At 75.3% G+C, this 23571-nt stretch carries 24 protein-coding genes; 11 read left to right on the plus strand and 13 right to left on the minus strand.

Annotated elements, in window-relative coordinates:
• Positions 1 to 53 precede the first annotated feature (53 nt).
• Positions 54 to 818, minus strand: coding sequence for an alpha/beta fold hydrolase (locus ACWGSR_RS17455; RefSeq protein WP_376236357.1), 765 nt, complete (start codon positions 816 to 818; stop codon positions 54 to 56).
• Between the two features lie 153 nt (positions 819 to 971).
• On the opposite strand from ACWGSR_RS17455, the gene ACWGSR_RS17460 reads away from it, so the two are divergent.
• Together ACWGSR_RS17460 and ACWGSR_RS17465 are read left to right on the plus strand one after the other, a co-directional pair.
• Positions 972 to 3491: a SpoIIE family protein phosphatase gene (locus ACWGSR_RS17460; protein ID WP_376236360.1), complete on the plus strand. Its 2520-nt coding sequence runs from the start codon at positions 972 to 974 to the stop codon at positions 3489 to 3491.
• 225 nt (positions 3492 to 3716) lie between these two features.
• A complete protein-coding gene (locus ACWGSR_RS17465) occupies positions 3717 to 3977 on the plus strand; it encodes a type B 50S ribosomal protein L31 (RefSeq protein WP_030212502.1) in 261 nt (86 codons plus the stop codon).
• A 172-nt stretch (positions 3978 to 4149) separates the two neighbouring features.
• Here the strand turns inward: ACWGSR_RS17465 and ACWGSR_RS17470 are convergent, their stop codons facing one another.
• The 3 genes from ACWGSR_RS17470 to ACWGSR_RS17480 form a co-directional block, all read right to left on the minus strand.
• Entirely contained in the window at positions 4150 to 4647 is a 498-nt protein-coding gene (locus ACWGSR_RS17470) for a peptidylprolyl isomerase (RefSeq protein ID WP_376236365.1), read from the minus strand.
• Between the two features lie 140 nt (positions 4648 to 4787).
• A complete protein-coding gene (locus ACWGSR_RS17475; RefSeq protein WP_376236368.1) occupies positions 4788 to 5009 on the minus strand; it encodes a hypothetical protein in 222 nt (73 codons plus the stop codon).
• Positions 5010 to 5039: 30 nt separating this feature from the next.
• The gene (locus ACWGSR_RS17480; protein WP_453567278.1) at positions 5040 to 5681 is read right to left on the minus strand and encodes a DUF6629 family protein; all 642 of its coding nucleotides are present in this window, start codon (positions 5679 to 5681) and stop codon (positions 5040 to 5042) included.
• 99 nt (positions 5682 to 5780) lie between these two features.
• Between ACWGSR_RS17480 and ACWGSR_RS17485 the strand changes: the two genes are divergently transcribed.
• Positions 5781 to 6311, plus strand: coding sequence for an AMIN-like domain-containing (lipo)protein (locus ACWGSR_RS17485; protein WP_453567280.1), 531 nt, complete (start codon positions 5781 to 5783; stop codon positions 6309 to 6311).
• Positions 6312 to 6362: 51 nt separating this feature from the next.
• Here ACWGSR_RS17485 and ACWGSR_RS17490 read toward each other — a convergent pair whose 3' ends face one another.
• From ACWGSR_RS17490 to ACWGSR_RS17500, 3 genes are all read right to left on the minus strand, one after another.
• A complete protein-coding gene (locus ACWGSR_RS17490) occupies positions 6363 to 6857 on the minus strand; it encodes an NUDIX domain-containing protein (protein WP_453567282.1) in 495 nt (164 codons plus the stop codon).
• A 99-nt stretch (positions 6858 to 6956) separates the two neighbouring features.
• On the minus strand, positions 6957 to 7844 hold the full coding sequence (locus ACWGSR_RS17495; RefSeq protein WP_376236377.1) for a YhjD/YihY/BrkB family envelope integrity protein: 888 nt from the start codon (positions 7842 to 7844) through the stop codon (positions 6957 to 6959).
• 221 nt (positions 7845 to 8065) lie between these two features.
• Positions 8066 to 8539 (minus strand): winged helix-turn-helix transcriptional regulator, encoded by a 474-nt coding sequence (locus ACWGSR_RS17500; RefSeq protein WP_453567284.1) that lies wholly within the window; start codon positions 8537 to 8539, stop codon positions 8066 to 8068.
• Positions 8540 to 8640: 101 nt separating this feature from the next.
• Here ACWGSR_RS17500 and ACWGSR_RS17505 point away from each other — a divergent pair, with 101 nt between their 5' ends.
• The gene (locus ACWGSR_RS17505) at positions 8641 to 9132 is read left to right on the plus strand and encodes a PaaI family thioesterase (protein ID WP_376236382.1); all 492 of its coding nucleotides are present in this window, start codon (positions 8641 to 8643) and stop codon (positions 9130 to 9132) included.
• Between the two features lie 33 nt (positions 9133 to 9165).
• Here ACWGSR_RS17505 and ACWGSR_RS17510 read toward each other — a convergent pair whose 3' ends face one another.
• Positions 9166 to 9540 carry a luciferase domain-containing protein gene (locus ACWGSR_RS17510; RefSeq protein WP_376236384.1) on the minus strand — a complete coding sequence of 125 codons (375 nt, stop codon included), beginning with the start codon at positions 9538 to 9540 and terminating at the stop codon, positions 9166 to 9168.
• Between the two features lie 208 nt (positions 9541 to 9748).
• On the opposite strand from ACWGSR_RS17510, the gene ACWGSR_RS17515 reads away from it, so the two are divergent.
• The gene (locus ACWGSR_RS17515) at positions 9749 to 10333 is read left to right on the plus strand and encodes a nucleosidase (protein WP_376236387.1); all 585 of its coding nucleotides are present in this window, start codon (positions 9749 to 9751) and stop codon (positions 10331 to 10333) included.
• Positions 10334 to 10349: 16 nt separating this feature from the next.
• Here ACWGSR_RS17515 and ACWGSR_RS17520 read toward each other — a convergent pair whose 3' ends face one another.
• The gene (locus ACWGSR_RS17520; protein WP_453567287.1) at positions 10350 to 11525 is read right to left on the minus strand and encodes an alpha/beta hydrolase family protein; all 1176 of its coding nucleotides are present in this window, start codon (positions 11523 to 11525) and stop codon (positions 10350 to 10352) included.
• Between the two features lie 573 nt (positions 11526 to 12098).
• Between ACWGSR_RS17520 and ACWGSR_RS17525 the strand changes: the two genes are divergently transcribed.
• A complete protein-coding gene (locus tag ACWGSR_RS17525; RefSeq protein ID WP_376236392.1) occupies positions 12099 to 13220 on the plus strand; it encodes an LLM class flavin-dependent oxidoreductase in 1122 nt (373 codons plus the stop codon).
• A complete protein-coding gene (locus ACWGSR_RS17530; RefSeq protein WP_453567290.1) occupies positions 13217 to 14581 on the plus strand; it encodes an NtaA/DmoA family FMN-dependent monooxygenase in 1365 nt (454 codons plus the stop codon). The genes ACWGSR_RS17525 and ACWGSR_RS17530 overlap by 4 nt, the downstream gene beginning before the upstream one ends.
• 33 nt (positions 14582 to 14614) lie before the next feature.
• On the opposite strand, the gene ACWGSR_RS17535 is transcribed toward ACWGSR_RS17530, so the two are convergent.
• Genes ACWGSR_RS17535 through ACWGSR_RS17545 form a run of 3 tightly spaced genes read right to left on the minus strand, consistent with a single transcriptional unit; the run spans position 14615 to position 17806 of the window.
• Positions 14615 to 15727: a PP2C family protein-serine/threonine phosphatase gene (locus tag ACWGSR_RS17535; protein ID WP_376236396.1), complete on the minus strand. Its 1113-nt coding sequence runs from the start codon at positions 15725 to 15727 to the stop codon at positions 14615 to 14617.
• A 1-nt stretch (position 15728) separates the two neighbouring features.
• Entirely contained in the window at positions 15729 to 17168 is a 1440-nt protein-coding gene (locus ACWGSR_RS17540; RefSeq protein WP_453567292.1) for an MFS transporter, read from the minus strand.
• A complete protein-coding gene (locus tag ACWGSR_RS17545) occupies positions 17165 to 17806 on the minus strand; it encodes a TetR/AcrR family transcriptional regulator (protein WP_453567294.1) in 642 nt (213 codons plus the stop codon). The genes ACWGSR_RS17540 and ACWGSR_RS17545 overlap by 4 nt, the downstream gene beginning before the upstream one ends.
• A 321-nt stretch (positions 17807 to 18127) precedes the next feature.
• Between ACWGSR_RS17545 and ACWGSR_RS17550 the strand changes: the two genes are divergently transcribed.
• The 4 genes from ACWGSR_RS17550 (at position 18128) to ACWGSR_RS17565 (ending at position 22583) form a co-directional block, all read left to right on the plus strand.
• Positions 18128 to 18712, plus strand: a complete 585-nt coding sequence (locus ACWGSR_RS17550) for a TMEM165/GDT1 family protein (protein ID WP_376236403.1) — start codon at positions 18128 to 18130, stop codon at positions 18710 to 18712.
• A 146-nt stretch (positions 18713 to 18858) separates the two neighbouring features.
• Positions 18859 to 19476 carry a TetR/AcrR family transcriptional regulator gene (locus tag ACWGSR_RS17555; protein ID WP_453567296.1) on the plus strand — a complete coding sequence of 206 codons (618 nt, stop codon included), beginning with the start codon at positions 18859 to 18861 and terminating at the stop codon, positions 19474 to 19476.
• Positions 19460 to 21109 (plus strand): acyl-CoA dehydrogenase family protein, encoded by a 1650-nt coding sequence (locus ACWGSR_RS17560; protein ID WP_376236407.1) that lies wholly within the window; start codon positions 19460 to 19462, stop codon positions 21107 to 21109. Before ACWGSR_RS17555 ends, ACWGSR_RS17560 begins: the two co-directional genes overlap by 17 nt.
• Positions 21110 to 21236: 127 nt before the next feature.
• Positions 21237 to 22583 carry a M20 metallopeptidase family protein gene (locus tag ACWGSR_RS17565; RefSeq protein ID WP_453567298.1) on the plus strand — a complete coding sequence of 449 codons (1347 nt, stop codon included), beginning with the start codon at positions 21237 to 21239 and terminating at the stop codon, positions 22581 to 22583.
• Here ACWGSR_RS17565 and ACWGSR_RS17570 read toward each other — a convergent pair.
• A complete protein-coding gene (locus ACWGSR_RS17570; protein WP_453567300.1) occupies positions 22513 to 23430 on the minus strand; it encodes a LysR family transcriptional regulator in 918 nt (305 codons plus the stop codon). The two genes, ACWGSR_RS17565 and ACWGSR_RS17570, sit on opposite strands and share 71 nt — an antisense overlap.
• Positions 23431 to 23571: the final 141 nt, after the last annotated feature.

Raw genomic sequence — 23571 nt, forward strand, 5'->3', positions numbered from 1 at the left:
CGTTCCTCCAGGGTAGGCACGTCGGCCCGCCCGGCGCGGCGGACCGCGGCCCGTCAGGCGGCGAGGAAGGCCTCGATGGCCTCGGCGAGGGCCTTCGGGGTCTCCTCGGGGGCGTAGTGCCCGGCGTCCTCGAGTACTTCCAGGCGTGCGTTGGGGTACCAGCGCAGCCAGGTGCCCTCCATCGCCTCGGCGCCGAGCGCCGGGTCGTGCGCGCCGACGACGAGGAGGACGGGCGTGGGGTTGTCGCGGACGCGCTCGTGGAAGTCGGCGCGGGACCAGGAGTCCAGGTAGGCGCGGAAGGCCGTGGCGGAGGAGCGGCCGAGGGAGCGGTCGACGAGCCTGCCGAGCCAGGCGTCGTCGTACCGGCCGCCGGTGGTGCGGTCGATGATCGCGCGCCGGTTGGCCGGCTCGCCCGCGGCACCGGCGAAGAGCTCCCAGGACTCCCCGTCGAGGGGGAATCCGGCGGCGGAGACCGGCGAGACGCCGATGAGCGAGCGCACCCGGCCGGGGGCTTCGAGGAGCACCAGCTGGGCCGCCTTGCCGCCCATCGAGTGGCCGATGACGGAGAAGGAGTCCCAGCCGAGGTCGTCGGCGACCGCCAGGGCGTCGGCGGCGACCTCCTCCATCGTGTAGGCGCCCTCGTGGTCGAGGGCCTCGCCGTAGCCGCGGCAGTCGACGAAGGCGTAGGTGCCGACGGCGCCGTCCAGATGGGCGCGCAGCGGGGCGAAGCCGGTGCGGTCGCCGAACCAGTCGTGGAGCACGAGAGCCCTCACCGGCCCCTCGCCGTGGACGTCGTACGGAAGAACCCGGCCGGTCATCGTGCCCCCTGGTCGCGCGGTGGCGCCGCCGCGCTTCGACGGCGGCGGTCGACCACCGAGTGTGACGGCACGGACGCACGTGGTCAACGTCCTCGACCGGTGGAGGGTCCTCCCGGGATGCGGGCGCTTCGGCTCCCGGGGCATCCTGGCTGTGTGACCTCGCACGGCGCTTCCGGCCCCGGCCCGGCGGGCGGTACCGGGCGTCCGTCCGGGAGCGGAGCCGGCGGCGAGCCCGCTCCCGTCGCCCTGACGTGGGCGCTCGCGGAGGCGGCGCTCGGGGCCGTGGAGGAGGTCGGCGGATACGCGGGCGGGGTGTACCTGCGCTCCGAGACGCCCGGTCTGCTGCGGCTCGCGGTCCTCGTGGGGCTGCCGGGACCGTTGTTCCGTCCGTGGTGGCGGATGCACGCCAATCGTCCGTTCCCGGTGGCGGAGGTCCACCGTTCGGGCCAGGCCGTCCACCTCGCCGACGTCGAGGAGGCGATGCGGCGCTTCCCCCAGCTGGTGGCGAGCCTGCCGTTCCCCTTCGCGTCGCTGTACGCGCCGGTGACGGCGGGCCGTGAGCGCTTCGGCGTGCTCGTGGCGCTGCGCGCGCCCACCCCGGGCGTGCCGGTGGACGGGCGGGACCGGAGCCGGATGACGCGGGGCGCGCTCCGGCTCGGCGAGGCCCTCGCCGAGCTGTCCCACCGGGGGACGACGGTCGAGTGGGCGGGCGATCCGGTGTGCGTGCAGCTGCCGACCGGCTCGGGACCGCCGGTGCGGTTCGGCTCCTTCGACTGGGACCTGGCCGCGGGCACCGTGACGATGGACGAGGGGCTCCTGAAGATCCTCGGCGCGGGCGTGCCCTCGCCCTGCACGATCGAGGCCCTCATGTCCCTCCTGGAGCCGGAGGACGGGTACGCGCTGTGGGCGGCGGCCCGGCACTCGACGGGCGCCGGCGGGCGCCCCCTGGTGCGCCGGCTCCGGCTGAAGGGCCCGGACGGCGGGCTGCACCTCCTGGAGGTGTCCGCACGCGCGCGGCGGACCGGCGCCGAGAAGGGCTCCAGACTCGTGGGCACCCTCGTCGACCTCGGTACCGGCCTGATCGGCTCGGACGCCACCGACCGGCTGCCGCGGGCGCTCCTGGCCGTCGACCGGCTCGGCCGCGTCACGTACGTCAACGAGCGCACGGAGCAGTTGCTCGGCCGGCCGCGCAGGGACCTGGCCGGGCGGCCGCTGTGGGAGGCGCTGCCCTGGTTCGGGCACGCCTTCCACCAGGAGCAGCTGCGCGCCGCCCTGCTCTCGGGCGAACCGGTGCGCTTCCTGGCCCGCCCCGAGGGGGGCCACTGGCTGTCGGTCTCGCTGCATCCGGGGCGGGACGGGGTGACGATGGTGCTCCAGCCCGAGGAGGGGGCGGCGGTCCTCGCGCACGGGGCCGGGACGGGCCGGCGCATCGCGGACGACCTGGCCTCGCCCGGGGACCGGGCGGCGGACCTGTACCGGCCGGTGGCCCTCGCGATCGCGCTCACCGAGGCGGTGACGGCGCGCCAGGTGTCGGCGGTGGTGACGGAGGAGCTGCTGCCGGCGTTCGGCGGACGGCAGCTGGCGATCTACCTGCTGAGCGACCGGCGCCTCTACCTGGCGTGGGAGACGGGTTTCCCGCAGGGCTTCCTCGAACCCTTCGACGGCGTGGGCCTGGACGCGCGGGTGCCGGGAGTGGTGACGCTGACGACGGGCAGGCCGCTGTTCTTCGAGTCGATGGAGCAGTTGGGCCGGGCGTATCCGGGTCTTCCGCTGGACGCGGAGGAGGGGGCGCGGGCGTTCCTGCCGCTGATCGCCTCGGGCCGGCCGGTGGGCTCCTGCATCCTCGGCTTCGACCAGCCGCGCGGGTTCAGCCCGGAGGAACGGACCGTCCTCACGGCGCTCGCGGGGCTGATCGCGCAGGCCCTGGAGCGGGCGCAGCGGTACGACACCGAGTCGGCGGTCGCGCGCGGGCTCCAGGACGCGCTGCTGCCGCACCGGTTGCCGGTCCGGGTCGGGGTGGACACGGTGGGCCGCTACCTTCCGGGCACACAGGGCATGGACGTGGGCGGGGACTGGTACGACGTGATCGAGACGGGTCAGGGGCGGCTCGCCCTGGTCATCGGCGACGTGCAGGGCCACGGGGTGGCGGCCGCCGCCACCATGGGCCAGCTGCGCAGCGCGGTGCGGGCGTTCGCGCTCGGGGGCCACCGGCCGCAGGACGTCATGCGGGGCACCAACCGGCTCCTGATCGACCTGGACCCGGGGCAGTTCGCGAGCTGCTGCTACGTCCTGCTCGATCCGGAGACGGGCGAGGCGCGGGCGGTGCGGGCGGGGCATCCGCAGCCGCTGCTGCTGCGGCCGGACGGGACGGCGCAACAGCTGGACCTGGCGGGCGGGATGGTCCTCGGGATCGACGACGGGGCCACGTACCCGGTGTCCCGGCTGCGGCTGGCCCCCGGGGCGGTGCTCGCGCTGTTCACGGACGGGCTCGTGGAGCGGCCGGGCAGGGACATCGACGAGGGGATCGAGCGGTTGCGCCGGGCGCTCGCCGCGACGGCCTCCCTGCCGCTCTCGGAGACGGCCGACCGGCTGACCCGGGAGGCCCGGCAGGCCACGGCCCGGCCGGACGACATCGCCCTGCTGCTCGCGGCACGTTGGCCGGAGGGCGGCTGAGCCGTACGAGGGGGGGCCGCGCCCGGTCGGAGGAGCGTACGGGGGGTCCGCGCCGGGCGAAGGAGCTGTCCGGAGGGGTGCGGGGGCGGTACGCGTGCGCGTGTCCCGTCACCCGGTTCACCCGGTCGGGCCCGCGGCACTGGTCGGCGGCCCCGGCCCCGGGGAGGCTGGGGGTGCCGCGCCGATCAGGCCGGACGAGTCAGGGCGGCAGCCCGAGGAGGACACGTGCAGCAGGACAAGCAGCCCGAGTACGGCCCCGTGGTCTTCCGCGACCGCTCGGCCGGGTACGCGTTTCTGACCCGCTCCACCGCGACCAGCGACCGGACCATCGAGTGGGACGACGGCAACACGTACCCCGTGATCGACGTCGAGATCTCCTCCGAGAGCCACCCGTTCTACACGGGCAAGGCGCGGACCGTGGACACCGAGGGCCGGATCGCCAGGTTCGAGCGCCGTTTCGGCGAGCAGGGGTCTTCGGAGGGCTGAGCCCTCTCCCGGGGCCGCGCCGGGCTCTTCGGAGCCGCGGCCGGCTTCGGAGCGCGGCGGGCCTCCGGAAGAACACGGCGGGGCGGGAACACGGGTCCGTGGGACCGCGTTCCCGCCCCGGCCGGGGTCGGTGAGCGGGGCTCGGGGCCCTCCGCTCAGCTCCGGAAGGCGATCAGGCCTTCACGACGCCGGACTCGGCGACCTTGATGGCGGCCTTGGTGGAGCCGGAGGGGGAGCCGAGGCCCTCGATCTTCTTGACCAGGTCCTGGCCCTCGACGACCTCGCCGAAGACGACGTGCTTGCCGTCGAGCCAGTCGGTGATGATCGTGGTGATGAAGAACTGCGAGCCGTTGGTGTTCTTGCCGGCGTTGGCCATCGAGAGCAGGAACGGGCGGTCGTGCTTCAGCTGGAAGTTCTCGTCCGCGAACTTCTCGCCGTAGATGCTCTTGCCGCCGGTGCCGTTGCCGTTGGTGAAGTCGCCGCCCTGGAGCATGAACTGCGGGATGACGCGGTGGAACGGGGAACCGGCGTAACCGAAGCCGTGCTGGCCGGTGGCGAGCTCACGGAAGTTCTGCGCGGTCTTCGGCACGACGTCGTCGAACAGCTGGAAGACGATGCGGCCCGCGGGCTCGTCGTTGATGGTGATGTCGAAGTAAACGTTGTCGCTCATGGGGACATCCTGTCATTACTCGCGCACCGGGTGCGCACGGGCTGCCTCCGGCCGTGTCACGGCGCGCCGGTGCCCCGCCGCCCGTGGGGGCGCGGGGCACGGTTCTCGCCGTCGGACACGGGGGACGAACGGGGCCGCGGCTAGAGCAGTCCGCCGGTCTCCGGGGACTGGAGGGCGCCCCCGGCGCCCTGGACGGTGTCCTGGAGGACGGTCTCGGCGCCCCGGTCCTCCTGGAGGAGGCCGAGGGGGCTGCCGACGGGGTTGTCCCCGACGACGGCGTTCGCCTGCGGCGGAGGCGTGATGAGGGCGGTGACGACACCTGCGGCGAGGGAGGCGATGGCGAGCATGCTGCGCTTCTTCATGCCCGGGTCAACTGCCGAACGGCCGAGGGGTTACGGGCTTTCTCGGATCGGACGCGGATCGGGCCCGGTCCGGCCCCGTGCCCAGACGAGGAGCAGCAGGGAGGCGACGGCGGCGAGGGCGCACCAGGTGGAGACGAACTCGGTGGTCCACAGGAGGGCGCAGACGACGGCTCCGGCCCCGGTCAGGACCCCGAGGAGCCGCAGGAGCCGGTCGCGGGCGAGGAGCAGGGCGCCGACGGTGGCGAGGAGGTAGGCGGCGAGGAGCAGCGGCGCGTGCGGCAGGTCGACGACGTACCCGAGGGCGCGGCCGCGGATCTCGGCGGTGACGGGGCCGGTGGCGAGCCGGTGCGCCAGGACGCCGGCGGTCGCGAGGCCGGCGGCGAGCGGTACGAGCAGGCGTGGCCGGTCGGCGGGGCGGGCGGCGGTCAGGACGCCGACGGGGAGCCAGAGGGGCAGCAGGGGGAGGGCGATGACGGCCCAGGCGAGGGTGGCGGGCCCGGATCCGCCGCCGGCGTGCCAGACGGCGGCCTCCACGATCTGGTGGGCGCCCAGGAGCAGGGGCAGGGCGGCGAGCGGCGCGTCCCCGGGACGCCGTACGGAGGCGAGGGAGGCCGCGCCCACGGCGCCGATCCCGAGGCCCGCCCAGAGGTCGGCCGTCGCGCTCCAGCACATAGCGCACTTCTACCCCATATCGGGTGGAACCGTACGGCCGTGGCGAGTGTCTCCCCCAGTGACACCACTGTCCCCGAGCACCAGGAAATGGGGGACGTCATGCAGCACCGTCATGCGTTCGCCGCCGTCTCCGCCGTCGCCGCGGGAGTCCTGCTGACCGCCGGGATCGGCGCCACGATCCCGGCGGGCGCGGCCGGCACCCCGCCCCGGAGCGGGCCGGCCCCGGCCACGGCCCTGGTCGTCGGCGCCCGCTGGGGCGGCCACGCGGCCTTCGACCGGCTCGTGATCGACGTGCGGGGCGCCGCGCCCGCGGTCACCGTGCGCCAGGTCTCCGCCCTGTACCAGGACGGCTCGGGGCGGAAGGTCCCGCTGGCGGGGAAGTACTTCCTGGAGATCAGGCTCTCCCCCGCCGCCGCCCACGACGACGCCGGAAGGTCCGTGTACCGGGGTCCCCGACTGGCCGAGGTCTCCCTGCCCGCGCTCAAGGGGGTCGCGCTGACGGGCGACTTCGAGGGCGTGGTCACCGTCGGAGCGGCCTTCGACGCCAAACCGGTCCACAAGGCCTTCCGGCTGCACGCGCCGGAGCGCCTCGTGGTCGACATCGCCCATCCGGTGGGCTGCCGGTCCTGAGGCGCGCCGCCGGTGCGGCCGGTCGGCCGCACCGGCACGCGCTCGCCTTTCCTACGAACCGGTCTCCACGTACAGGGGGATTCCGGTCCGCCGGGCGCGGTCGGTCGCCGCGAGGCGGGCGAACTCGGCCGGGTCCATCTCCCGCTCCCACTCGTCGAGGGTGCGCAGGCGGTACTCGCTGTGTTCGTCGGGGTCGAGGACGACGGCGGCGATCTGCTCGTCCGTCAGCTCGCCGCCGTCGAAGACGAAGCCGATGTGGTTGGCGGGCCAGGCGTCGCCCCGGTCGGTCGTGAAGTGGGTGCCGAGCAGCCGGGGCTCGCCGGTGAAGACGATGCCGGTCTCCTCGCGGCACTCGCGCACCGCCGTCTCCCAGGGCGTCTCCCCCGGGTCCATGTTGCCGCCGGGCCACTGCCACATCCGGGAGTGGTAGGTGGCGCGCAGCTGGAGGGGGCGGCCCCTGGTGTCGGTGAAGTAGAGGCAGGCGTAGGCCGTCGCTCTCGGCAGGGTCGCTACGTACTCGACGGGCGGCAGCCAGGTGTTCGCCATGGGGCGGCTCTCTCTCGACGGGCCGATGGGATCGCCTCCATCCAAGCGGTCGCGGGAGCGCGGCCCGGCCGCTCGCGGACGGATCACCGGATCGTGTGATCAGGCCCTTCCCGCGGGGCCTCCGGGGCGGTGCAGGAGGTGGCGCAGGCGGCGGCGGACGAGCTGCTCGTGGACGAGGCGGCCGACGAGGGCGCCGCCATAGACGACGAAGCCGACGCCGACGAGCCAGGACTGGAGGACGAGGACGGTGCCGAACTGGCCGTACGTCACCGCGTTCGAGGCGATGAGGGGGGAGAAGACGAGCTGGGAGAAGATCCGCAGCCCGAGGAGGCCGAGCGCGGTGAGGACGGCTCCGGGGAGGAGGGCGCGCCAGCGGATGCGTCCGCAGAGCAGGAAGCGCTGGGACCACCAGAAGAAGAGGAAGGTGCCGAGGGTGTCGCCGAGGGCGACGGCGGCGGTGGTGAGGGCCGGGGCGTCCTCGGGGGCGGGGAAGGCGACGAAGACGAGGAGGGCCCCGATGAGGACGGCGAGCCAGACGACGTGCCGCCACATGGTGTGCCAGCGGGCCGTGGGAAGGTCCCAGACCCGTTCGTACCCGGTCTGCACGGCGGATCCGAAGGTGACGCCGAAGGCGGCGAGGGCGGCGAGGCCGAAGGCGGTGGTGCGTTGCAGGGCCTGTCCCGGCCGGCCGAAGAGCTGCTCGACCTCTTCCTGGGAGACCTCGGTGACGCCGAGGCCCTGGACGAGCCAGCGGGCGAAGCCCTGTCCCCTGGCGAGGTCGGCCGCCGCGACGACGATGAGGAGGGGGACGAGGGTGAGCAGGCTGAGCGCCGCGAAGCCCATGGCGCGGTGCATGAGTTCCATGGCGCGGCCGCGGTTCCACGCGAGGCCGACGGGGGAGGCGGCGACGCGGTCGTGGACCCGTCGGAACCAGTGGCCGTGTTCGGTGGGGGCACCGTCGTGCGGCGGACCGGGTGTGGAGGGCATGCCTCGTGAGGTACCCGGCCGGGCGGCGCGGCATCGCGGGGGTGCCGCCGAACGGGTGGGGCGGGTGTCCGGAGGGAGGGGGCCGGGCCCCGGAAGGGCGAGAGCGGGGCCCGGGGCCGCCGGGAGTCCGGGAAGCGGGCGCCGGGAGGAGGCTCAGGCGGGGAGGAGGCTCAGGCCGGGAGGAGGCTTAGGTCGGGAGGGGGCTTAGGTCGGGAGGGGGCTTAGGTCGGGAGGGGGCGGGCGCCGGGGCCGGGGCGGACGGTGACGTCGCGGGCGGAGAGGGCGGCCCGCTCCTCGCCCTCGCACTGGACGACCACGCGGACGGGGGCTCCGCAGTCGGTGTGGCGGACGTCGAGGACGGGGCCCCCGGGAGCCTCCGCGTGGACGTCGCCCCACTGCTTGAGCGCGAGGAGAACGGGCCAGAGGTCGACGCCCTTGGAGGTGAGCCGGTACTCGTACCGCGTCCGGGCGCCCGGCTCGCGGTAGGGCTCGGCGCGCAGGACCTCCGCCGCGACGAGCTTGCGGAGGCGGTCGGCGAGGACGGCCTCGGAGAGCCCGAGGTGCCGGCGGAACTCGTCGTAGCGGCGCACGCCGTTGAACGCGTCCCGCAGGATCAGCAGGGTCCACTTCTCGCCGACCAGGTCCAGGGCGCGCCGGACCGAGCAGTTCTCCGTGTCCGTCTCCAGCCACTTCATCGTCCCACTCTAACCACCTGGCTGTGTCGTTGACAGTCAGCTTTCGGGACGGCTAGCTTCGGGATGCAAAGTCAGCAGGTCGAAGTGAGCGGAGTGTGGTCGTGGGACGGACGCGTACGGTCGAGTGGGAGGATCCCGCGGCCTCCGCGCGGGCGGCGGGGACGATGGCGGGGCTCGACTTCCTGCGGGAGATCACCGCCGGGCGGCTGCCCGGACCGCCGATCGCCGCGCTCCTCGGCTTCGCCCTCGAAGAGGTCGAGGACGGGCGGGTGGTGTTCTCCTTCGAGCCGGCCGAGGAGCACTACAACCCGATCGGAAGCGTGCACGGCGGCGTGTACGCGACGCTGCTCGACTCGGCGGCCGGGTGCGCGGTGCACTCCACGCTCCCTCAGGGGACGGCGTACACCTCGCTCGACCTGTCGACCCGTTTCCTCCGCCCGATCACGATCGCCACCGGCAAGGTCAGGGCGGTCGGCACGGTGCTGACCCGGGGGCGCCGCACGTCGCTCGCGGAGGCGGGGCTGTACGACGCGGAGGACCGGCTGCTCGGCCACGCGACCAGCACGTGCATGCTGTTCCCGATCCCGGCGTAGCCCTCCGCGTCGCGCGACACGGAGCGCGCGGGCTCAGAGTCCTCCGCGGACGCCGGGGACCGGGTGGGTGCGGGTGCAGCCGTCCGGGACGGTGTCGGGGGCGCCGCTGGCCTGGAGGGCCGCGCTCACCAGGGTGGCGAGCAGGTCGATGTCGGAGCCCATGTCCAGACGGACCGTCACCCACCCGGACCCGGCGCGCAGGCGGACGGCGCTCGACCCGAGGAGGGCCGGACGCAGCTTGGCGATCATGGCGCGGGTGAGGTGGACGTCGGCCTCGTGCTCACCGTGGAAGTGCACGATCTCCTGCGTCGCGGTGCCCAGTCCGACCTCGGCGCCGCAGTGGGCACGGCCGGGGGTCAGCGAGGGCCAGCTCATCAGACGTTCACTGGCATGCCTGGCCGTGTTCATACGAGGAGCGTGCCGGGCGCCGGGGCCGCGCACAAGCGTCCTGCGGCAAGAATCCGGCCCATGGCGGGAAACAGGCCGTCGGGAGGGCCCTCGCGGCCGTGCGCCACGGCGCCGCGTGGGGAGGGAGTGACCCTGCGTCACGGTGGGACGGGCGGTTCCGGGCATCCCGGTTGCACGGCGGACGGGACCTCGAACTAGCGTGGCGCCCATGGAACTCTTGGGAGAGATCACGGGCGACCGCCCCCTGCTGGTGCTCGCCGTCAAGGAGGAGGCGCAGTTCCTCGACACGGGGCTGCCGGTGCTGCTCACCGGCATGGGCAAGGTGAACGCCGCGACCGCGCTGGCGACCGTGCTCGGCCGGGGGCCCCGGCCGTCCGGGATCGTGAACCTGGGGACGGCCGGGGCGCTGCGGCCGGGCCTGACCGGGACGCACGTCGTCGGCACGGTGGTGCAGCACGACTTCGACGGACGGCTGCTCGCCATGCTGACGGGCGAGTCGTACGGGGCGCCGCTGACCCTGCCGGACGGCGGTGACGTGGTCCTGGCCACCGGCGACACCTTCATCTCGGACGAGACCGCCCGCGCCCGGCTCGCGGAGCAGGCGGCCCTCGTCGACATGGAGGGGTACGCCCTCGCGCACGTTGCCGCGGTCGCCGGAGTGCCACTGCGCGTCGTGAAGCACGTGAGCGACGAGGCCGGCGAGGGCGCCGCGCGCACCTGGCGCGAATCGGTCGCCGGGTGCGCGCGGGTCCTGGCCGACTGGGCGGCGGAGAACGTTCCGTACCGCTCCTGAGGGACGGGTCCCCCGGTCAGGGGTTCTGGAAGTGCGCCTCCGGGGCGGCCGCGGACGGGCCGTCCAGGACCGGGCGCGGAAGGCCGCGCAGGTGCCGGTCGAAGAAGGCCGAGACGTACGTCCGGGTGAGGGCGACGGCCCGGTCGGCGGGCAGCTCCGGCTCGGGGAGGCCGAAGTGACGCGAGATCACGGGCCCGTCCGAGAAGGAGAAGTGGTCGGCCCCGACCAGGGTGATCCAGCGCTTCCAGCCGTCGAGCGCGGACCACGTCCGGTCCCAGCTGGTGTCGGTCCCGCCGGGCAGGTGCGTCTCGTCGTGGGTGCCGAGCATCATGAACGGGCGGCCCCGCAGACCCTCCGGGGGAAGCTCCTCCCAGAAGGCGCCGTCCATGTTGATCCCGGCGTCGATGCGCCGGTCGGCCACCATCGCGGTGGCCGCGCTCGCCCCTCCGATGGAGTGGCCCGCCATGCCGATCCGGCGGGCGTCGATCACGTCGGCGTGCCGCCAGACGGACCGGGGGCCGACGAGCCGGTCCAGGACGTACCGCACGTCGGCGGCGCGGGTCGTGGTGACCACGCTCCCGTGCACCCCGCCCTCGTCGAGGGCCGTGCAGGCGACACAGGTGAGGGTGCGGCCGCCGGGGAGGCTGATCCCGAACGACTCGTAGGCGTGGTCGACGGAGGCGACGACGTAGCCGCGCGAGGCGAGGTCCTCGGCGAGGGAGGTGAGCGTCCAGCGGGAGACGCTGAAGCCCGGCGAAAGGACCACCAGGGGGTGGCGGCCCGGCGCGGGCCGGGCGTCGGTCCCGCCGTGGGTGCGCGTCCGGGCGAGCACGTCGCCGGAGACGCCGGGCCCGAGCTGCTCGGCGAGCAGCCGCGCCTCCTCCCGGGTGGCGTACCGGGCGGGGCTGCCGCCGCCGGAGCGGGCGGCCGGGTAGTGGAGCGTGACCATCAGCGCCCGCCCGTCGGCGGTGGGCACCCAGGGGTCGGTGCGGGACCGGTCGACCAGCGGCAGGACCGTGCTGCCGACGGCGTGCGGTCCGGTGGGCGCGGGGAGGGCGGCGGGCCGCACCGGATGCGTGGCCGCCGTACGCGCGCCGGGGGCGTCGGAGGTGGCCGCGGTGGCGACTCCGGCGGTCAAGGCGAGGGAACAGGCGAGAGCGGTGGCCGCGACGGCCCTGGTGAGTCGAGTCATGCGGGCACGGTAGGCGCCGGGAGCGGTCCCGCACGTCCGCCCGTGGGCCCACTTTCGATCAACCTCGGGTCTGAGACGGGGGCGTGCCCGTCCCCCACGGGTACCCCCCTGGTTCCGGTGTCCGGCTCCCTTCAACTCCCCTCCTCCGCAGCGTTTCTGACGTGCCGACCGGACGGGCGGCCCCGTGCGGCGAGACGACCTTGACAGCGCGGAAGGCCGCCTGCCTATGGTGAGGAGTCTCCGTCCGCGTCCGGGCGGGGCCGAGACCCGGGGGAGGCGTACGTGCTCACAGCGACCACGGCGCCGCACGCCCCGGTCCGGGCGGGTGCCCGCCTCGTCTGCCGTCGGCACGTCGACTTCTGCCGCACCGCCTCGGCCATCTGTCCTTCCCCTCGCGCCTGACCCCGCCCCGCGGGCCCGCGCGTCCCGTCGCCCGCCCGGCGCGGGACTTCGCGGCGATCCCGCCACGCCCGGGTCCGCGCGCCCCGTGACGTCCCGTCGCCCGGCCCCGCGCAGCCGTGTCCCGCACCGCTGCCGTGCCGCCGTGCGCCCCTGCCGTTCGGAAGGACTCCCATGCCCCAGCCCGCCCTGCACCTGGCCGTCGAGATCGACGGCGACGGTGCCCATCCCGCCGCGTGGCGCCGTGCCGCGCACGCCCCCGGAGAGCTGCTGAGCCCGCGCCGGCTCGCCCGGACCGCGGCCGCCGCCGAGAACGCCGGGTTCACCCTGGTCACCCTCGACGACTCGGTCCTGCCGCCCGGTTCCGCCGACGGCACCGGCCCGGTGGGCCGGATCGGCGCGGTCGAACGGGCCGCGTTCGCGGCCGCGTCGACGAGCGTCCTCGGCATCGCCCCCGTCCTCGCGACCACGTACGCCGAGCCGTTCCACGTCTCCTCGCAGATCGCCTCGCTCGACCACGTCTCGTCCGGCCGGGCCGGCTGGGTGGTGGGGACCGAGGAGGACCCGGCCGCCGCGCGTGCCTGGGGACGCCCGGTCGTCGAGGGCGCCGACGCGATCGCCCGCGAGGCCCGCGACGGCCTCCGGGTCGTACGGGACCTGTGGGACTCGTGGGAGGACGACGCGGTGATCCGGTCGGTGGCCACCAGCCGGTACCTGGACCGGTCGCGGCTGCACTACGTGGACTTCGCGGGCGAGACGTACTCCGTGAAGGGGCCGTCGATCGTGCCGCGTCCGCCGCAGGGCCGGCCCGTGGTCCTGGCGCCCGCCGGTCTCGTCCCGGCGGAGCTGGTCGACGTGGCGCTGGTCGACGGCCCGACCCCGGCCGAGGCGGGCGCGGCGGCCTCGGCCGCCGGTGCGCCGCTCGCCTTCGCCGAGGTCGAGGTGGCGCTCGACACCCCGCGCGAGACGGCGCAGAAGCGGATCGCCGACCTGGAGCGGTACGCGCCGTGGGAGGGCCGCCCCGAGCGGCTGCGGTACACCGGTCCGGCCGCCGGTCTGGTGGAGCTGCTCGCGGAGCTCGGCGGGCGCGTCGACGGGGTGCGGCTGCGGCCGCTCGTCCTCGACGAGGACCTCGCCGTGCTCTCCCGGCTCGTCCTGCCCGAGCTGTTCGTGCGGCGGCTCGCGGCCCGGCCCCTGCCGGGCACCACCCTCCGCACCTCCCTGGGCCTCCCCCGGCCCCTCAGCCGCTTCACGACCGACGGCGCCGCCGCGCCCGTTCCGGAGGAGACCCGATGACCCGCACCGATCCGCACGACGTCCCGCGCCCGGACGCGCAGCTGCACTTCGGGGTGTTCTTCCAGGGGGTCAACCACTGGACGATCTGGTCGGACCCGTCCAGCGGCTCCCAGATCGACCCGGCCTCCTTCCTGCGGGTGGCCAGGACCGCCGAACGCGGCCTCTTCGACGCCTTCTTCCTCGGCGACGGCCTGCGGCTGCGCGAGTCGCGGGGAGGCGTCCACGAACTGGACGTGGCGGGCCGGCCCGACTCGATCACCCAGTTGTCGGCGCTCGCCGCCGCGACCGAGCGGATCGGGCTCGTCTCCACCTCCAACACCACCTACAACGAGCCGGGCGACCTCGCCCGGCGGCTCGCCGGGCTCGACCTGCTCTCCGGCGGCCGGGCCGGCTGGAACGTGGTGACCACGCACAACGCCTGGACCGGCGAGAACTTCCGGCGCGGCGGGTTCCTCGACCACGCCGACCGGTACCGGCGCGCCGAGGAGTTCCTGTCCGTCGCGCGCGCCGTGTGGAACGGCTGGGCGGAGGGCGCGGTGGCGGACTCCGCCGAGGCCCGTTCCTGGTCGGTGCCGGGGGCGGTGGGACGCGTACGGGCGGAGGGCGCCCAGTTCGACGTCGACCTGGTGCCGACCCTGCCGCGCAGCGCCCAGGGGCATCCGGTGATCTTCCAGGCGGGCGACTCCGGCGAGGGCCGGGACTTCGCGGCCCGCAACGCGGACGTCATCTTCTCCGCGCACGGCACGGACTTCGACGACGCCCTCGCCTTCGCCGAGGACGTCCGGGGCCGGCTGCGGGCGGCGGGCCGGGCCGAGGACGCGCTGCGGATCCTGCCGGGCACGGAGATCGTCATCGGGGCGACCGAGAAGGAGGCGGAGGAGAAGGCCCGCTGGGTGCGCCTCGAACAGGTCACGCCCGCGGTGGCGCTCGGCATCGCGAGCCGGCTGTGGGGCTTCGACCTGTCCGGGCGGGACGCCGACGGGCCGCTGCCCGCCGAGGACCCGGTGGTCGCCGAGGACCAGGGGAAGTTCGGGACGCGCTGGGTGGACGATCCCCGGGAGGTGGTGGCCGAGTGGCGGGCCAAGGCCGGGGCCAACGGCTGGTCGCTGCGCGAGACGGTGATCGAGCTGGGCCCGCAGCGCGGGCACGTCGGGACTCCCGCCGGGCTCGCCGAGAAGTTCGCGCGGTTCGTCCGGCACGGCGCCCTGGACGGCTTCAACATCTCGCCGTACCTCGTGCCGGACGGCCTCGACGACATCGTGGAGCTGCTCGTGCCGGAGCTCCAGGAGCGGGGCGTGTACCGGACCGCGTACACGGGGACGACGCTCCGGGAGCACCTGGGACTCGCCCCGGCGGTGTGACGGCGGGGCGCGGGACCGGGAACCGCCCGGCGTTCAGGGGGCGTCGGGCGGGCGGACCACCAGGAGGGCGGCCACGTCGTCGTCGGGGCCCCTGCCGCCGTAGGCGGTGAGGTCGCGGCGGAGGAGTTCCAGGAGGCCCGCGGAGGGTTCCCGGTCCCAGCTCCGCAGGCGCGCCTCCAGCGGGTAGAAGGCGCCCGCCCGGTCGCGGGTCTCGCTGACGCCGTCGGTGTAGAGGAGCAGCCGGTCCCCCGGGCCGAAGGGGGCCTCCTCAATGCGGTGGCGGCCTTCGGCGAGGCCCGCGAGGTTGACGGGGAGCGAGGGGTCGGCGAAGCGCACCGGCTCGACCCCGCCCCCGTGCTGGAGGAGCGGGGCCGGGTGGCCGCGGCTGAGGAGCCGTACGACGTCCCGGTCGTCGGGGAGTTCCACGAGGACGACGGTGGCGAAGCGTTCGGCCGCGTCGGAGTCCGGGTCCCAGGCGCCGTAGCGGGCGAGGCCCTCGTCGAGACGGTCCGCGAGGACGGCCAGGTCCTCGGCGTCGTGGACGGCGGCGCGGAACGCGCCGAGCAGGACCGAGGCGGTCTCGACGGCGCCGAGCCCCTTGCCCTGGACGTCGCCGAGCATGACGCGCACGGCTCCGGGGACCTCGACGGCCTCGTAGAAGTCGCCGCCGATCCTGGCCTTGGCGGCGGCCGCGACGTACAGCAGGTGGAGTTCGAACCGGCCGAGGCGGCGGGGCAGGGGACGCAGCACGACCCGCTGGACGACCTCGGCGACGGCGGTGAGTTCGCGCAGGTCCCGTTCGCGGCGGGTGCGGACCCTGCTGGCCCAGGCCGAGGCGGCGGTCACGACGGCGAGGACGGTCTCGCTCGCCAGGGTCTCCGGCAGGGGGTCCCCGCCCCGGTCGAGGCCGAGCAGCACGCGGACCGCCATCGCGAGCAGCCCGATGCCGACCGTGCCGCGCACGCTCCAGGTGACGGCGGCGAGGGCGGGCGCGGCGACGAGGAGGCGGTCGAAGCGTTCCTCGTCGGGGGTGAGCAGGTCGGCGAGGGCCGTCAGGAGCAGGACCAGGAAGGGCAGGGCACGGCCGATGGTGAGCTGGGTGCGCGTCGCCGTGCCTGGACTGCTGCGGGGACCGGCTGCGGGCATTTCATGATCGTACGCAGGGCCGTCGGCCTGGGCGGGGCGGGACCGGCTCCGGGCGTGTCCTCCGGTGGGCGGTGCCGGGGAGGGCGAGGGCGGCGGGCAGCGCGAGGGCGGCGATCGCCGTCAGAGCCGGGAGCGCGGCGCCCTCCGCCGGTACGAATCCTCCGTGCGGTACGAGGGTGAGCAGGAGGGTCGCGGTGGCGACGCCGAGCGCCGGGCCGACGTTCATGGCGGTCTGCTGGAGGCCTCCGGCGACTCCGGCGTGGGCCTCGGGCGCGCGGTGCACGACGACGGAGGTGGCGGTGACCATGAGCGTGACGAAGCCGGCGCCGAGGAGGGCGGAGCAGCCGCCGACGGAGACCGCGCCGGCCGTGGCGTCCAGGCGGGAGAGCAGCAGGACGCCGAGCGTGAGGAGGACGGCGCCGGCCGTCGCCGTGCGGCGGGGGCCGAAACGGCGCTGGAGCGGCGGGCAGAGCGGCGCGCCGAGCACCATGAGGAGGGCGAGCGGCAGGACGCGCAGCGCGCAGGTGAGGGGGTCGAGGCGCTGGACGTCCTGGAGGAAGTACGTCGCCACGAACAGCGAGCCGAAGAGGGCGGCCGAGGCGGCGAGGAGGGCGGCGACCCCCGCGACGACGGGCACGCTGCGGAGCAGTTCCGAGGGCAGCAGGGGGTGGGCGGCGCGGCGCTCGTGCCGGGCGAGGGCGATCCCGGCGACGGCGGCTCCGGCACACGCGAGCGCACCGGAGCCGGCGCCGCCGGGCCGCGCGGCCTCGACGAGCCCGTGGACGAGCAGCCCCAGGGCCACGGCGAGCAGCAGGGCGCCGACCGGGTCGAGCGCGGCGAGGCCGGGGACCGCCCGGCGGGGCGCTTCCGCCTCTCGTGTGCGAGGGGCCGGCTCCCGGGTGGTGAGGGCCAGGAGGCCGATGGCGAGGGTCGGCGGAACGCTCAGGAGGAAGACGGAGCGCCAGCCGTACGAGGAGACCAGCGCGCCGCCCACGAGCGGTCCGGCGGCGGCCGCGAGGCCGATGACGGCGGTGCGGACGGCGATCGGGGTCGCGAGCCGGTCGGGCGGGAAGGCCGTGCGCAGCATGCCGAGGGTGGCGGGCTGGAGCAGCGCCCCGCACACCCCCTGGAGCACGCGCAGCGCGATCACGGCCCCGATCCCGGGGGCCAGGGCGACACCGGCGGAGGCCGCGGCGAAGCCGAGGGCGCCGGCGGCGAAGACGCGGTGGTGGCCGTGGCGGTCGCCGAGGCGGCCCGCGAAGACCAGGAGGCTCGCGACGGCCACGAGGTAGCCGGTGCTGGTCCACTGGACCTGGCCGACGTCGGCGTGCAGGTCGCGCTGGAGGGCGGGTTGGGCGACGGTCAGGACCGTGCCGTCGAGGGCGACGACGGCGGCTCCGACGACGCTGCAGGCGAGGACGGGGGTGCGGCGCCGGTTCACGGGGCCGGCTCCGCGGGCCCGAGGTGGGCGTCGAGGGCGGCCGCGAGCAGCGGGGCGGGGTCGGTGCCGCCGGTCGCGAGCCGGAGGCTGCCCCAGTGCCAGAGCTGGGCGATGCCGTGCAGGTTGGCCCAGAGGGCGCCCGCGGTGGTGACGGGGTCGGCGTCGGGGCGGACGCGGGCGACCAGTTCGGCGAGCCGGGCGAAGAGCGGCAGGCTCGTCTCGCGCAGCCCGAGCCGCCCGCTCTCCAGCAGGTCGTGCCGGAACATCAGCTCGTACATGCCGCGCCGCGATCCGGCGTAGTCGAGGTGGACGCGGGCGAGGAGTGCGATCCGCTCGCGCGGCCCGGCGTCCTCGCGGTCCTCGGCGGTGACGCGGGCGGACAGTTCGGCGAAGCCCTGCCGGGCGATGGCCGACAGGAGGTCGAGGTGGGTGGGGAAGTGGCGGCGGGGCGCGCCGTGGGAGACGCCGGCGCGGCGGGCGATCTCGCGCAGCGAGAGGGCCTGGGCGCCCTCGGCGTTCACGAGCTCGACGCCGGTCCGGACGAGCCGCCCGCGCAGCCCGTCGTCCCCGCGCCCGTCGTCCTCGTGGCCGTCGTCCTGCCGGCCGTGTTCCTCGTGACCTTCTTGATCTCTCTGCATGGACACTGTCTACCAAGCTTGAGTAGACAGTGTCTACCGAATCCGAGCAGACGGCGTCTCCTCCCTCTCGCGCCCGGTCCGTTACACTGGACGGCAGCGAAGGGGAGTAGCCCTGCGAACCGGTCGTCGACACACTGGAACCCCCGGGTTCCCGGTGACCGGGTCCACGGACGACGTGGACGGGCGAGACCTTCGGCCAGGCATCAACCGCGCCCGCGCATCCGTGGGCACGGTCCGTCATGCCGGGCCGAGTGGTCCTCCCGTCGCCCACCGAGGTGTCGTGCGGGGCCCGGCGGCCCGGACCGAGCAGAGAGCCCCGGTATGCACCTCGACCCCTTGGCGATCCTCACCGCCTTCGGGCTGATCTTCCTCGCCGAGCTTCCCGACAAGACGATGTTCGCGTCCCTCGCCATGGGCACGCGCATGCGTCCCCTGTACGTGTGGATCGGCACCTCCACCGCCTTCCTGGCGCACGTCGCCATCGCGGTGGGCGCCGGCAGCCTGCTCGGGCTGCTGCCGGGCTGGATCGTCAAACTCGTCTCGGCGCTCATGTTCGGCTTCGGCGCCTTCATGCTGCTGCGCGGCGGGGACGACGACGAGAACGACGACACGGGCGGCCGGACGGTCACCGGCTTCTGGCCCGTCTTCTCGACCGCCTTCATGGCCGTGTTCATCAGCGAGTGGGGCGACCTGACCCAGATCACCACCGCCAACCTGGCCGCCACCAACGGCACCTGGTCGACGGCGATCGGTTCGTTCGCCGCCCTGACCAGCGTCTCCGCCCTCGCCCTGGTCGCGGGCCGCTTCATCGCGAAGCGCGTCCCCCTCAAGACCGTCCAGCGCGTCGGCGGCGTGTGCATGGCGGGCCTCGCGATCTGGTCGCTCACCGAGGTCTTCACGGGCTGACGCCGGCCCCGTCGGCCCACCGGCCGACACCCCCTCCGCTGCCCCGCCGTCCTCCGCAGGACGACGGGGCAGTCCTTTTGCCCCCGTCCCTCGCCCCGCCCGTCCGGACCCTTGATGAAGCAGTGAATCACTGCTTCACTCCTTCCATGCCCTACCGACGCACCCCCGCCGTCCAGGCCCGGCTCGACGCACAGCGCGCCTCCGTCGTCGAGGCGGCCCTCGGGCTGCTCGCCGAACAGGGCTACGCGGGGTGCACCGTGGCGGCCGTCGCCGCCCGGGCCGGGATCGCCACGGGCAGCGTGTACCGCCACTTCGACGGCAAGTCCGAACTCGCCGTCGAGCTCTTCCGGACCGTGGTGGGCCGGGAGGTGGCGGCCGTCTCCGAGGCGGCCAGGCACCCCGGGCACCGTTCGGCCGCCGAGCGGGTGGTCGCCGTCGTCGAGACCTTCGCCCAGCGCGCCCTGAAGTCGCCGCGCCTCGCCTACGCGCTGCTCGCCGAGCCCGTCGACCCGGCCGTGGACGCGGAGCGGCTCGTCTTCCGGCGCGCGTTCCGGGACGTGTTCGCCGCCCGTGTCGAGGAGGGCGTCCGCTCGGGCGAGCTGCCGCCCCAGGACCCGGTCCTGACGGCCTCGGCGCTGGTCGGGGCGGGCGCCGAGGCGCTCGTCGGCCCGCTGGCGGAGGGGTCCGTCGGGCCCGGCACCGTACCCGCACTCGTCACCTTCACCCTGCGAGCACTGGGAGTCCCCGATGCCGACCACGCATGAGGTCACCAACCAGGTCCCCCCGCTGACCGGTCACGACGTCTCCGCCGACCCCGCCCTCCTGGAGGCGCTGCGCCGGGAGGGCGCCGGCTGGGCCGAGGCGGAGGTCCGTGAGCTCGGGGCACGGGCCGGCGGCGCCGAGGCGCAGGAGTGGGGGCGGCTCGCCGAGCGCCACTCCCCCGTCCTCCACACCCACGACCGGTACGGCCACCGGATCGACGAGGTCGAGTTCCACCCGTACTGGCACTCCCTGATGGACGTGGCCGTGCGGCACGGGCTGCACGGCGCGCCCTGGGCCGACGAGCGGCCCGGCGCCCATGTGGCGCGCGCGGCCAAGGTGTTCGTGTGGGGGCAGGCCGACGCCGGCCATCTGTGCCCGGTCTCGATGACGTACGCCGCCGTGCCCGCGCTGCGCGTCCAGCCGGAGCTCGCCGAGGCGTACGAGCCGCTGCTCACCTCCCCGTCGTACGACTTCGGGCTGCGGGTGCCGACGGAGAAGCGCGGGATCATCGCCGGGATGTCGATGACCGAGAAGCAGGGCGGTTCGGACGTCCGGGCGAACACGACCCGGGCGGTCCCGGCCGGCGAGCCCGGTCTGTACGCGCTGACCGGTCACAAGTGGTTCACCTCCGCCCCCATGTCCGACGTCTTCCTCACCCTCGCGCAGGCGCCCGGCGGCCTGTCCTGCTTCCTGGTGCCGCGCGTCCTGCCGGACGGCACCCGCAACGCGATCCGCCTCCAGCGCTTGAAGGACAAGCTGGGCAACCGGTCGAACGCCTCCTCCGAGATCGAGTACGAGGGGGCCCTCGGCCGGCTGGTCGGCGAGGAGGGGCGCGGGGTGGCGACCATCATCCGGATGGTCAACATGACGCGGCTCGACTGCGCGATCAGCTCGGCGTCCGGGATGCGCCTCGGGCTCGTGCACGCGGTCCACCACGCCACGCACCGCGGCGCGTTCGGGGCGCGGCTCGTCGACCAGCCGCTGATGCGGAACGTCCTGGCCGACCTGGCGGTGGAGGCGGAGGCGGCCACGGTCGCGGCGCTGCGGCTCGCCGGGGCGGTGGACCGGGCGGCGCGCGGCGACGCGGAGGAGGAGCAGCTGCGGCGGCTCGGCCTCGCGGTCACCAAGTACTGGGTGTGCAAGCGGGCGCCGGCGCACGCGGCCGAGGCCCTGGAGTGCCTGGGCGGCAACGGCTACGTGGAGGACTCGGGCCTGCCGAGGCTCTACCGGGAGGCGCCGCTGCCCTCCGTCTGGGAGGGGTCGGGGAACGTGGCCGCGCTCGACGTGCTGCGGGCGATGGCCCGTCAGCCGCAGGCGGTGGAGGCGTTCTTCGCGGAGGTCGACCGGGGCGCGGGCGCCGACCGCCGCCTGGACGCGGCGGTCGCCGGGCTCCGCAAGGAGCTGGCGGGGCTCGGCGATCCCGACGCGGTGGCGTACGGGGCGCGGCGGCTCGTGGAGCGGCTCGCGCTCGTGCTCCAGGGCTCGCTGCTGGTGCGGCACGGGAACCCGGCGGTGGCGGACGCGTTCTGCGCCTCGCGGCTCGACGGCGACCGGGGCCTGGCCTTCGGCACGCTTCCCGCGGGCCTGGACACGGCGGCGATCATCGAGCGGAGCGGGCCGGACGCGGCGGTCTGACGGGGCGGTCCGCGGGCCCTCCTCCGCCGCGTCCGCGGGGCCCTCCTCCGCCGCGTTCCCGCCGTGCCGCCGCCGCCTTCCGGTGACAGGCTGAGGGGGCACGTCGGAGCGCGAGGGAGGAGTCCTCTTGGACAGCGGGGCGATGCACGAGGAGTTGGACGCGCGGGCGGCCGGGGTGGCGGAGCGGGTGGTGTCCTGGCGGCACCATCTGCACCGGCATCCGGAGCTGTCGAACCGGGAGGTGAACACGGCCCGCCTGGTGGCGGACCACCTGCGCGCCCTCGGCCTCGACGAGGTCCGCACGGGCATCGCGGGCCACGGGGTCGTGGGGGTCCTGCGCGGCGGGGCGGCGGGCGAACGGGTCGTGGCGCTGCGGGCGGACACGGACGCGCTGCCGGTGCGGGACCTGTGCGGGGCGGACTTCGCCTCCGAGGTGGTGGACGCCGACTACCCGGGCGGCCCGTTCCCGGTGTCGCACGCCTGCGGCCACGACTGCCACACGGCGATGCTGCTCGGCGCGGCGACGGTCCTCTCGGAGGTCCGCGACCGGCTCCCAGGGACCGTCCTGTTCGTCTTCCAGCCCGCCGAGGAGGGCCCGCCGGTCACCGAGGAGGGCGGCGCGCGGGCGATGGTCGAGGCGGGCGCCTTCGCCGGTCCGGTGCCGACGATGGTCTTCGGGATGCACGTGACGCCGTACCCGGTGGGGTACGTGGGGTACAGGATCGGCAACCAGTACGGCGCGTCCACGCTCGTCCGGATCGTCGTCACCGGCCGGCAGACGCACGGCTCCACGCCCTGGCAGGGCGTCGACCCGATGCCGGCGGTCGGCGCGGTCCTCACGGGCATCGGCCAGCTCTACCGGCAGGTCTCGGCCTTCGACGCGGTCACGGTGTCCATCGGGCACGTGGAGGACGTCGGCCGCTTCAACATCGTCGGGGAGACGGTGACGCTGTGGGGCACGATCCGCACCGCCGTCGAGTCGGACATGGCGGAGGTGCAGCGGCGGCTCACGGCGCTCGTGGAGCACTCGGCGGCGGCGTACGGGGCGACGGCCACGGCGGAGTACCTCCAGCCCGTGCCGCCCGTGCACAACAGCGGGCCGTGGGTGGCGGCCGGGCTCCCGACCTTCCGCCGGGTGGCGGGCGAGGAGCGCGTGGTGGAGACGGGCGGGACGCTCGGGTACGACGACGTCTCCGAGTTCGTGCGGCGGTTCGGGGGCCTGTACGTGACGCTCGGCGTCCAGGACGCGGCCCTGGACGCGTCGGGCCGGCCGGTCCCCGTGGAGGGCGGACGCGGTCTGGTGACCAACCACAACCCGGGCTTCTACGCCGACGACTCCGCCCTCGTCACCGGTGTCCGGCTCCACGCGCACGTGGCGTACGACCATCTGAGGGGAGCGCTCGTCATCCCGGAGGAGACTCCCGACGCGGGCGGGACGCTTCCGGTGCGGCGACCGCCGTCACGAAGGCCCTGAGCAGGGCGGAGTCGGCCGCCGTGGGCCAGACCAGGGCGTAGGCGAGCGGCGGGACGTCGCGCAGGGGTACGTAGGCGATGCCCGGCCGGGGGTGGTAGCGGGCGCCGCGCGCCGCGCCGGGGGCGGCGCCCCGTCCCGCGGTCACGTGGGACAGGACCTCCTGCCAGGTGGCGGCGGCCGGGCCCCGGCCGACGGGGGCTCCGGAGGGGGTGCGGCGCGGGTAGTGGTGGTCGAGCCAGTACCGGGGATGGGCGCCCGCCGGAGCGATCAGGGGCAGGCCGGCGAGGTCCTCCGGGCCGAGGGAGGAGCGGCCGGCCAGGGGGTGGGCGGCGGGAAGGAGCAGGACCCGGTCGTCGCGCAGGACGACGGGGCCGGTGGTGAGGTCCGGCTCGCGGACGGGCAGGGCGGCGAGCTGGACGTCGAGCGTGCCGTCGAGGAGGGCCCGGACCCCGCCGTCGAGGGGGACCTCGCGGACGGTGACCTCGCAGCCGGGGTGGGCGGCGAGGAGGGTGTCCGCGGCGGCCGTCAGGAGTTCGCCGCCCCAGGGGGTGACGAAGCCGGCGCGCAGTGCGCCGAGGACGCCGCGCCCGGCGGCGGTGGCGCGCTCCACGGCGGCGCGGAGCTGCCGGTACGCGGGCAGGAGGTCCTCGTACAGGGTCCGGCCGACGGGGGTGAGCCGGACGCTGCGGCTGGTGCGGGCGAAGAGCGGGGTGCCGATGCGCCGCTCCAGTTTCTTGACGGTCTGGCTGATCCGGCCGGTGGAGACGCCGAGGCGTTCGGCGGTGCGGCCGAAGTGGAGTTCCTCGGAGAGCGTGAGGAAGGCCTCCAGTTCGTACCGTTCGAGCACCGGTCCTCCTCCGTCGGGCATCGCGGTCGTTCACCGTCCGCCTCGGTCGGGCGTCGTGATCGTTGAGCGGTACTCAACGCCGGTTTCATGATGACAGCTTGTTCCGCCGAGTCGGCACCGGGGAGCCTGGAGGCCTCCCCC

This window comes from Streptomyces sp. NPDC055632, from assembly GCF_053618675.1.

Bases quoted from the DNA above. Each gene is read 5' to 3' on its own strand.
- ACWGSR_RS17455 (WP_376236357.1), bottom strand. From the start codon at position 818: ATGACCGGCCGGGTTCTTCCGTACGACGTCCACGGCGAGGGGCCGGTG.
- ACWGSR_RS17470 (WP_376236365.1), bottom strand. From the start codon at position 4,647: ATGAGCGACAACGTTTACTTCGACATCACCATCAACGACGAGCCCGCG.
- ACWGSR_RS17475 (WP_376236368.1), bottom strand. From the start codon at position 5,009: ATGAAGAAGCGCAGCATGCTCGCCATCGCCTCCCTCGCCGCAGGTGTC.
- ACWGSR_RS17480 (WP_453567278.1), bottom strand. From the start codon at position 5,681: ATGTGCTGGAGCGCGACGGCCGACCTCTGGGCGGGCCTCGGGATCGGC.
- ACWGSR_RS17485 (WP_453567280.1), top strand. From the start codon at position 5,781: ATGCAGCACCGTCATGCGTTCGCCGCCGTCTCCGCCGTCGCCGCGGGA.
- ACWGSR_RS17490 (WP_453567282.1), bottom strand. From the start codon at position 6,857: ATGGCGAACACCTGGCTGCCGCCCGTCGAGTACGTAGCGACCCTGCCG.
- ACWGSR_RS17495 (WP_376236377.1), bottom strand. From the start codon at position 7,844: ATGCCCTCCACACCCGGTCCGCCGCACGACGGTGCCCCCACCGAACAC.
- ACWGSR_RS17500 (WP_453567284.1), bottom strand. From the start codon at position 8,539: ATGAAGTGGCTGGAGACGGACACGGAGAACTGCTCGGTCCGGCGCGCC.
- ACWGSR_RS17510 (WP_376236384.1), bottom strand. From the start codon at position 9,540: ATGAACACGGCCAGGCATGCCAGTGAACGTCTGATGAGCTGGCCCTCG.
- ACWGSR_RS17515 (WP_376236387.1), top strand. From the start codon at position 9,749: ATGGAACTCTTGGGAGAGATCACGGGCGACCGCCCCCTGCTGGTGCTC.
- ACWGSR_RS17520 (WP_453567287.1), bottom strand. From the start codon at position 11,525: ATGACTCGACTCACCAGGGCCGTCGCGGCCACCGCTCTCGCCTGTTCC.
- ACWGSR_RS17525 (WP_376236392.1), top strand. From the start codon at position 12,099: ATGCCCCAGCCCGCCCTGCACCTGGCCGTCGAGATCGACGGCGACGGT.
- ACWGSR_RS17530 (WP_453567290.1), top strand. From the start codon at position 13,217: ATGACCCGCACCGATCCGCACGACGTCCCGCGCCCGGACGCGCAGCTG.
- ACWGSR_RS17535 (WP_376236396.1), bottom strand. From the start codon at position 15,727: ATGCCCGCAGCCGGTCCCCGCAGCAGTCCAGGCACGGCGACGCGCACC.
- ACWGSR_RS17545 (WP_453567294.1), bottom strand. From the start codon at position 17,806: ATGCAGAGAGATCAAGAAGGTCACGAGGAACACGGCCGGCAGGACGAC.
- ACWGSR_RS17550 (WP_376236403.1), top strand. From the start codon at position 18,128: ATGCACCTCGACCCCTTGGCGATCCTCACCGCCTTCGGGCTGATCTTC.
- ACWGSR_RS17555 (WP_453567296.1), top strand. From the start codon at position 18,859: ATGCCCTACCGACGCACCCCCGCCGTCCAGGCCCGGCTCGACGCACAG.
- ACWGSR_RS17560 (WP_376236407.1), top strand. From the start codon at position 19,460: ATGCCGACCACGCATGAGGTCACCAACCAGGTCCCCCCGCTGACCGGT.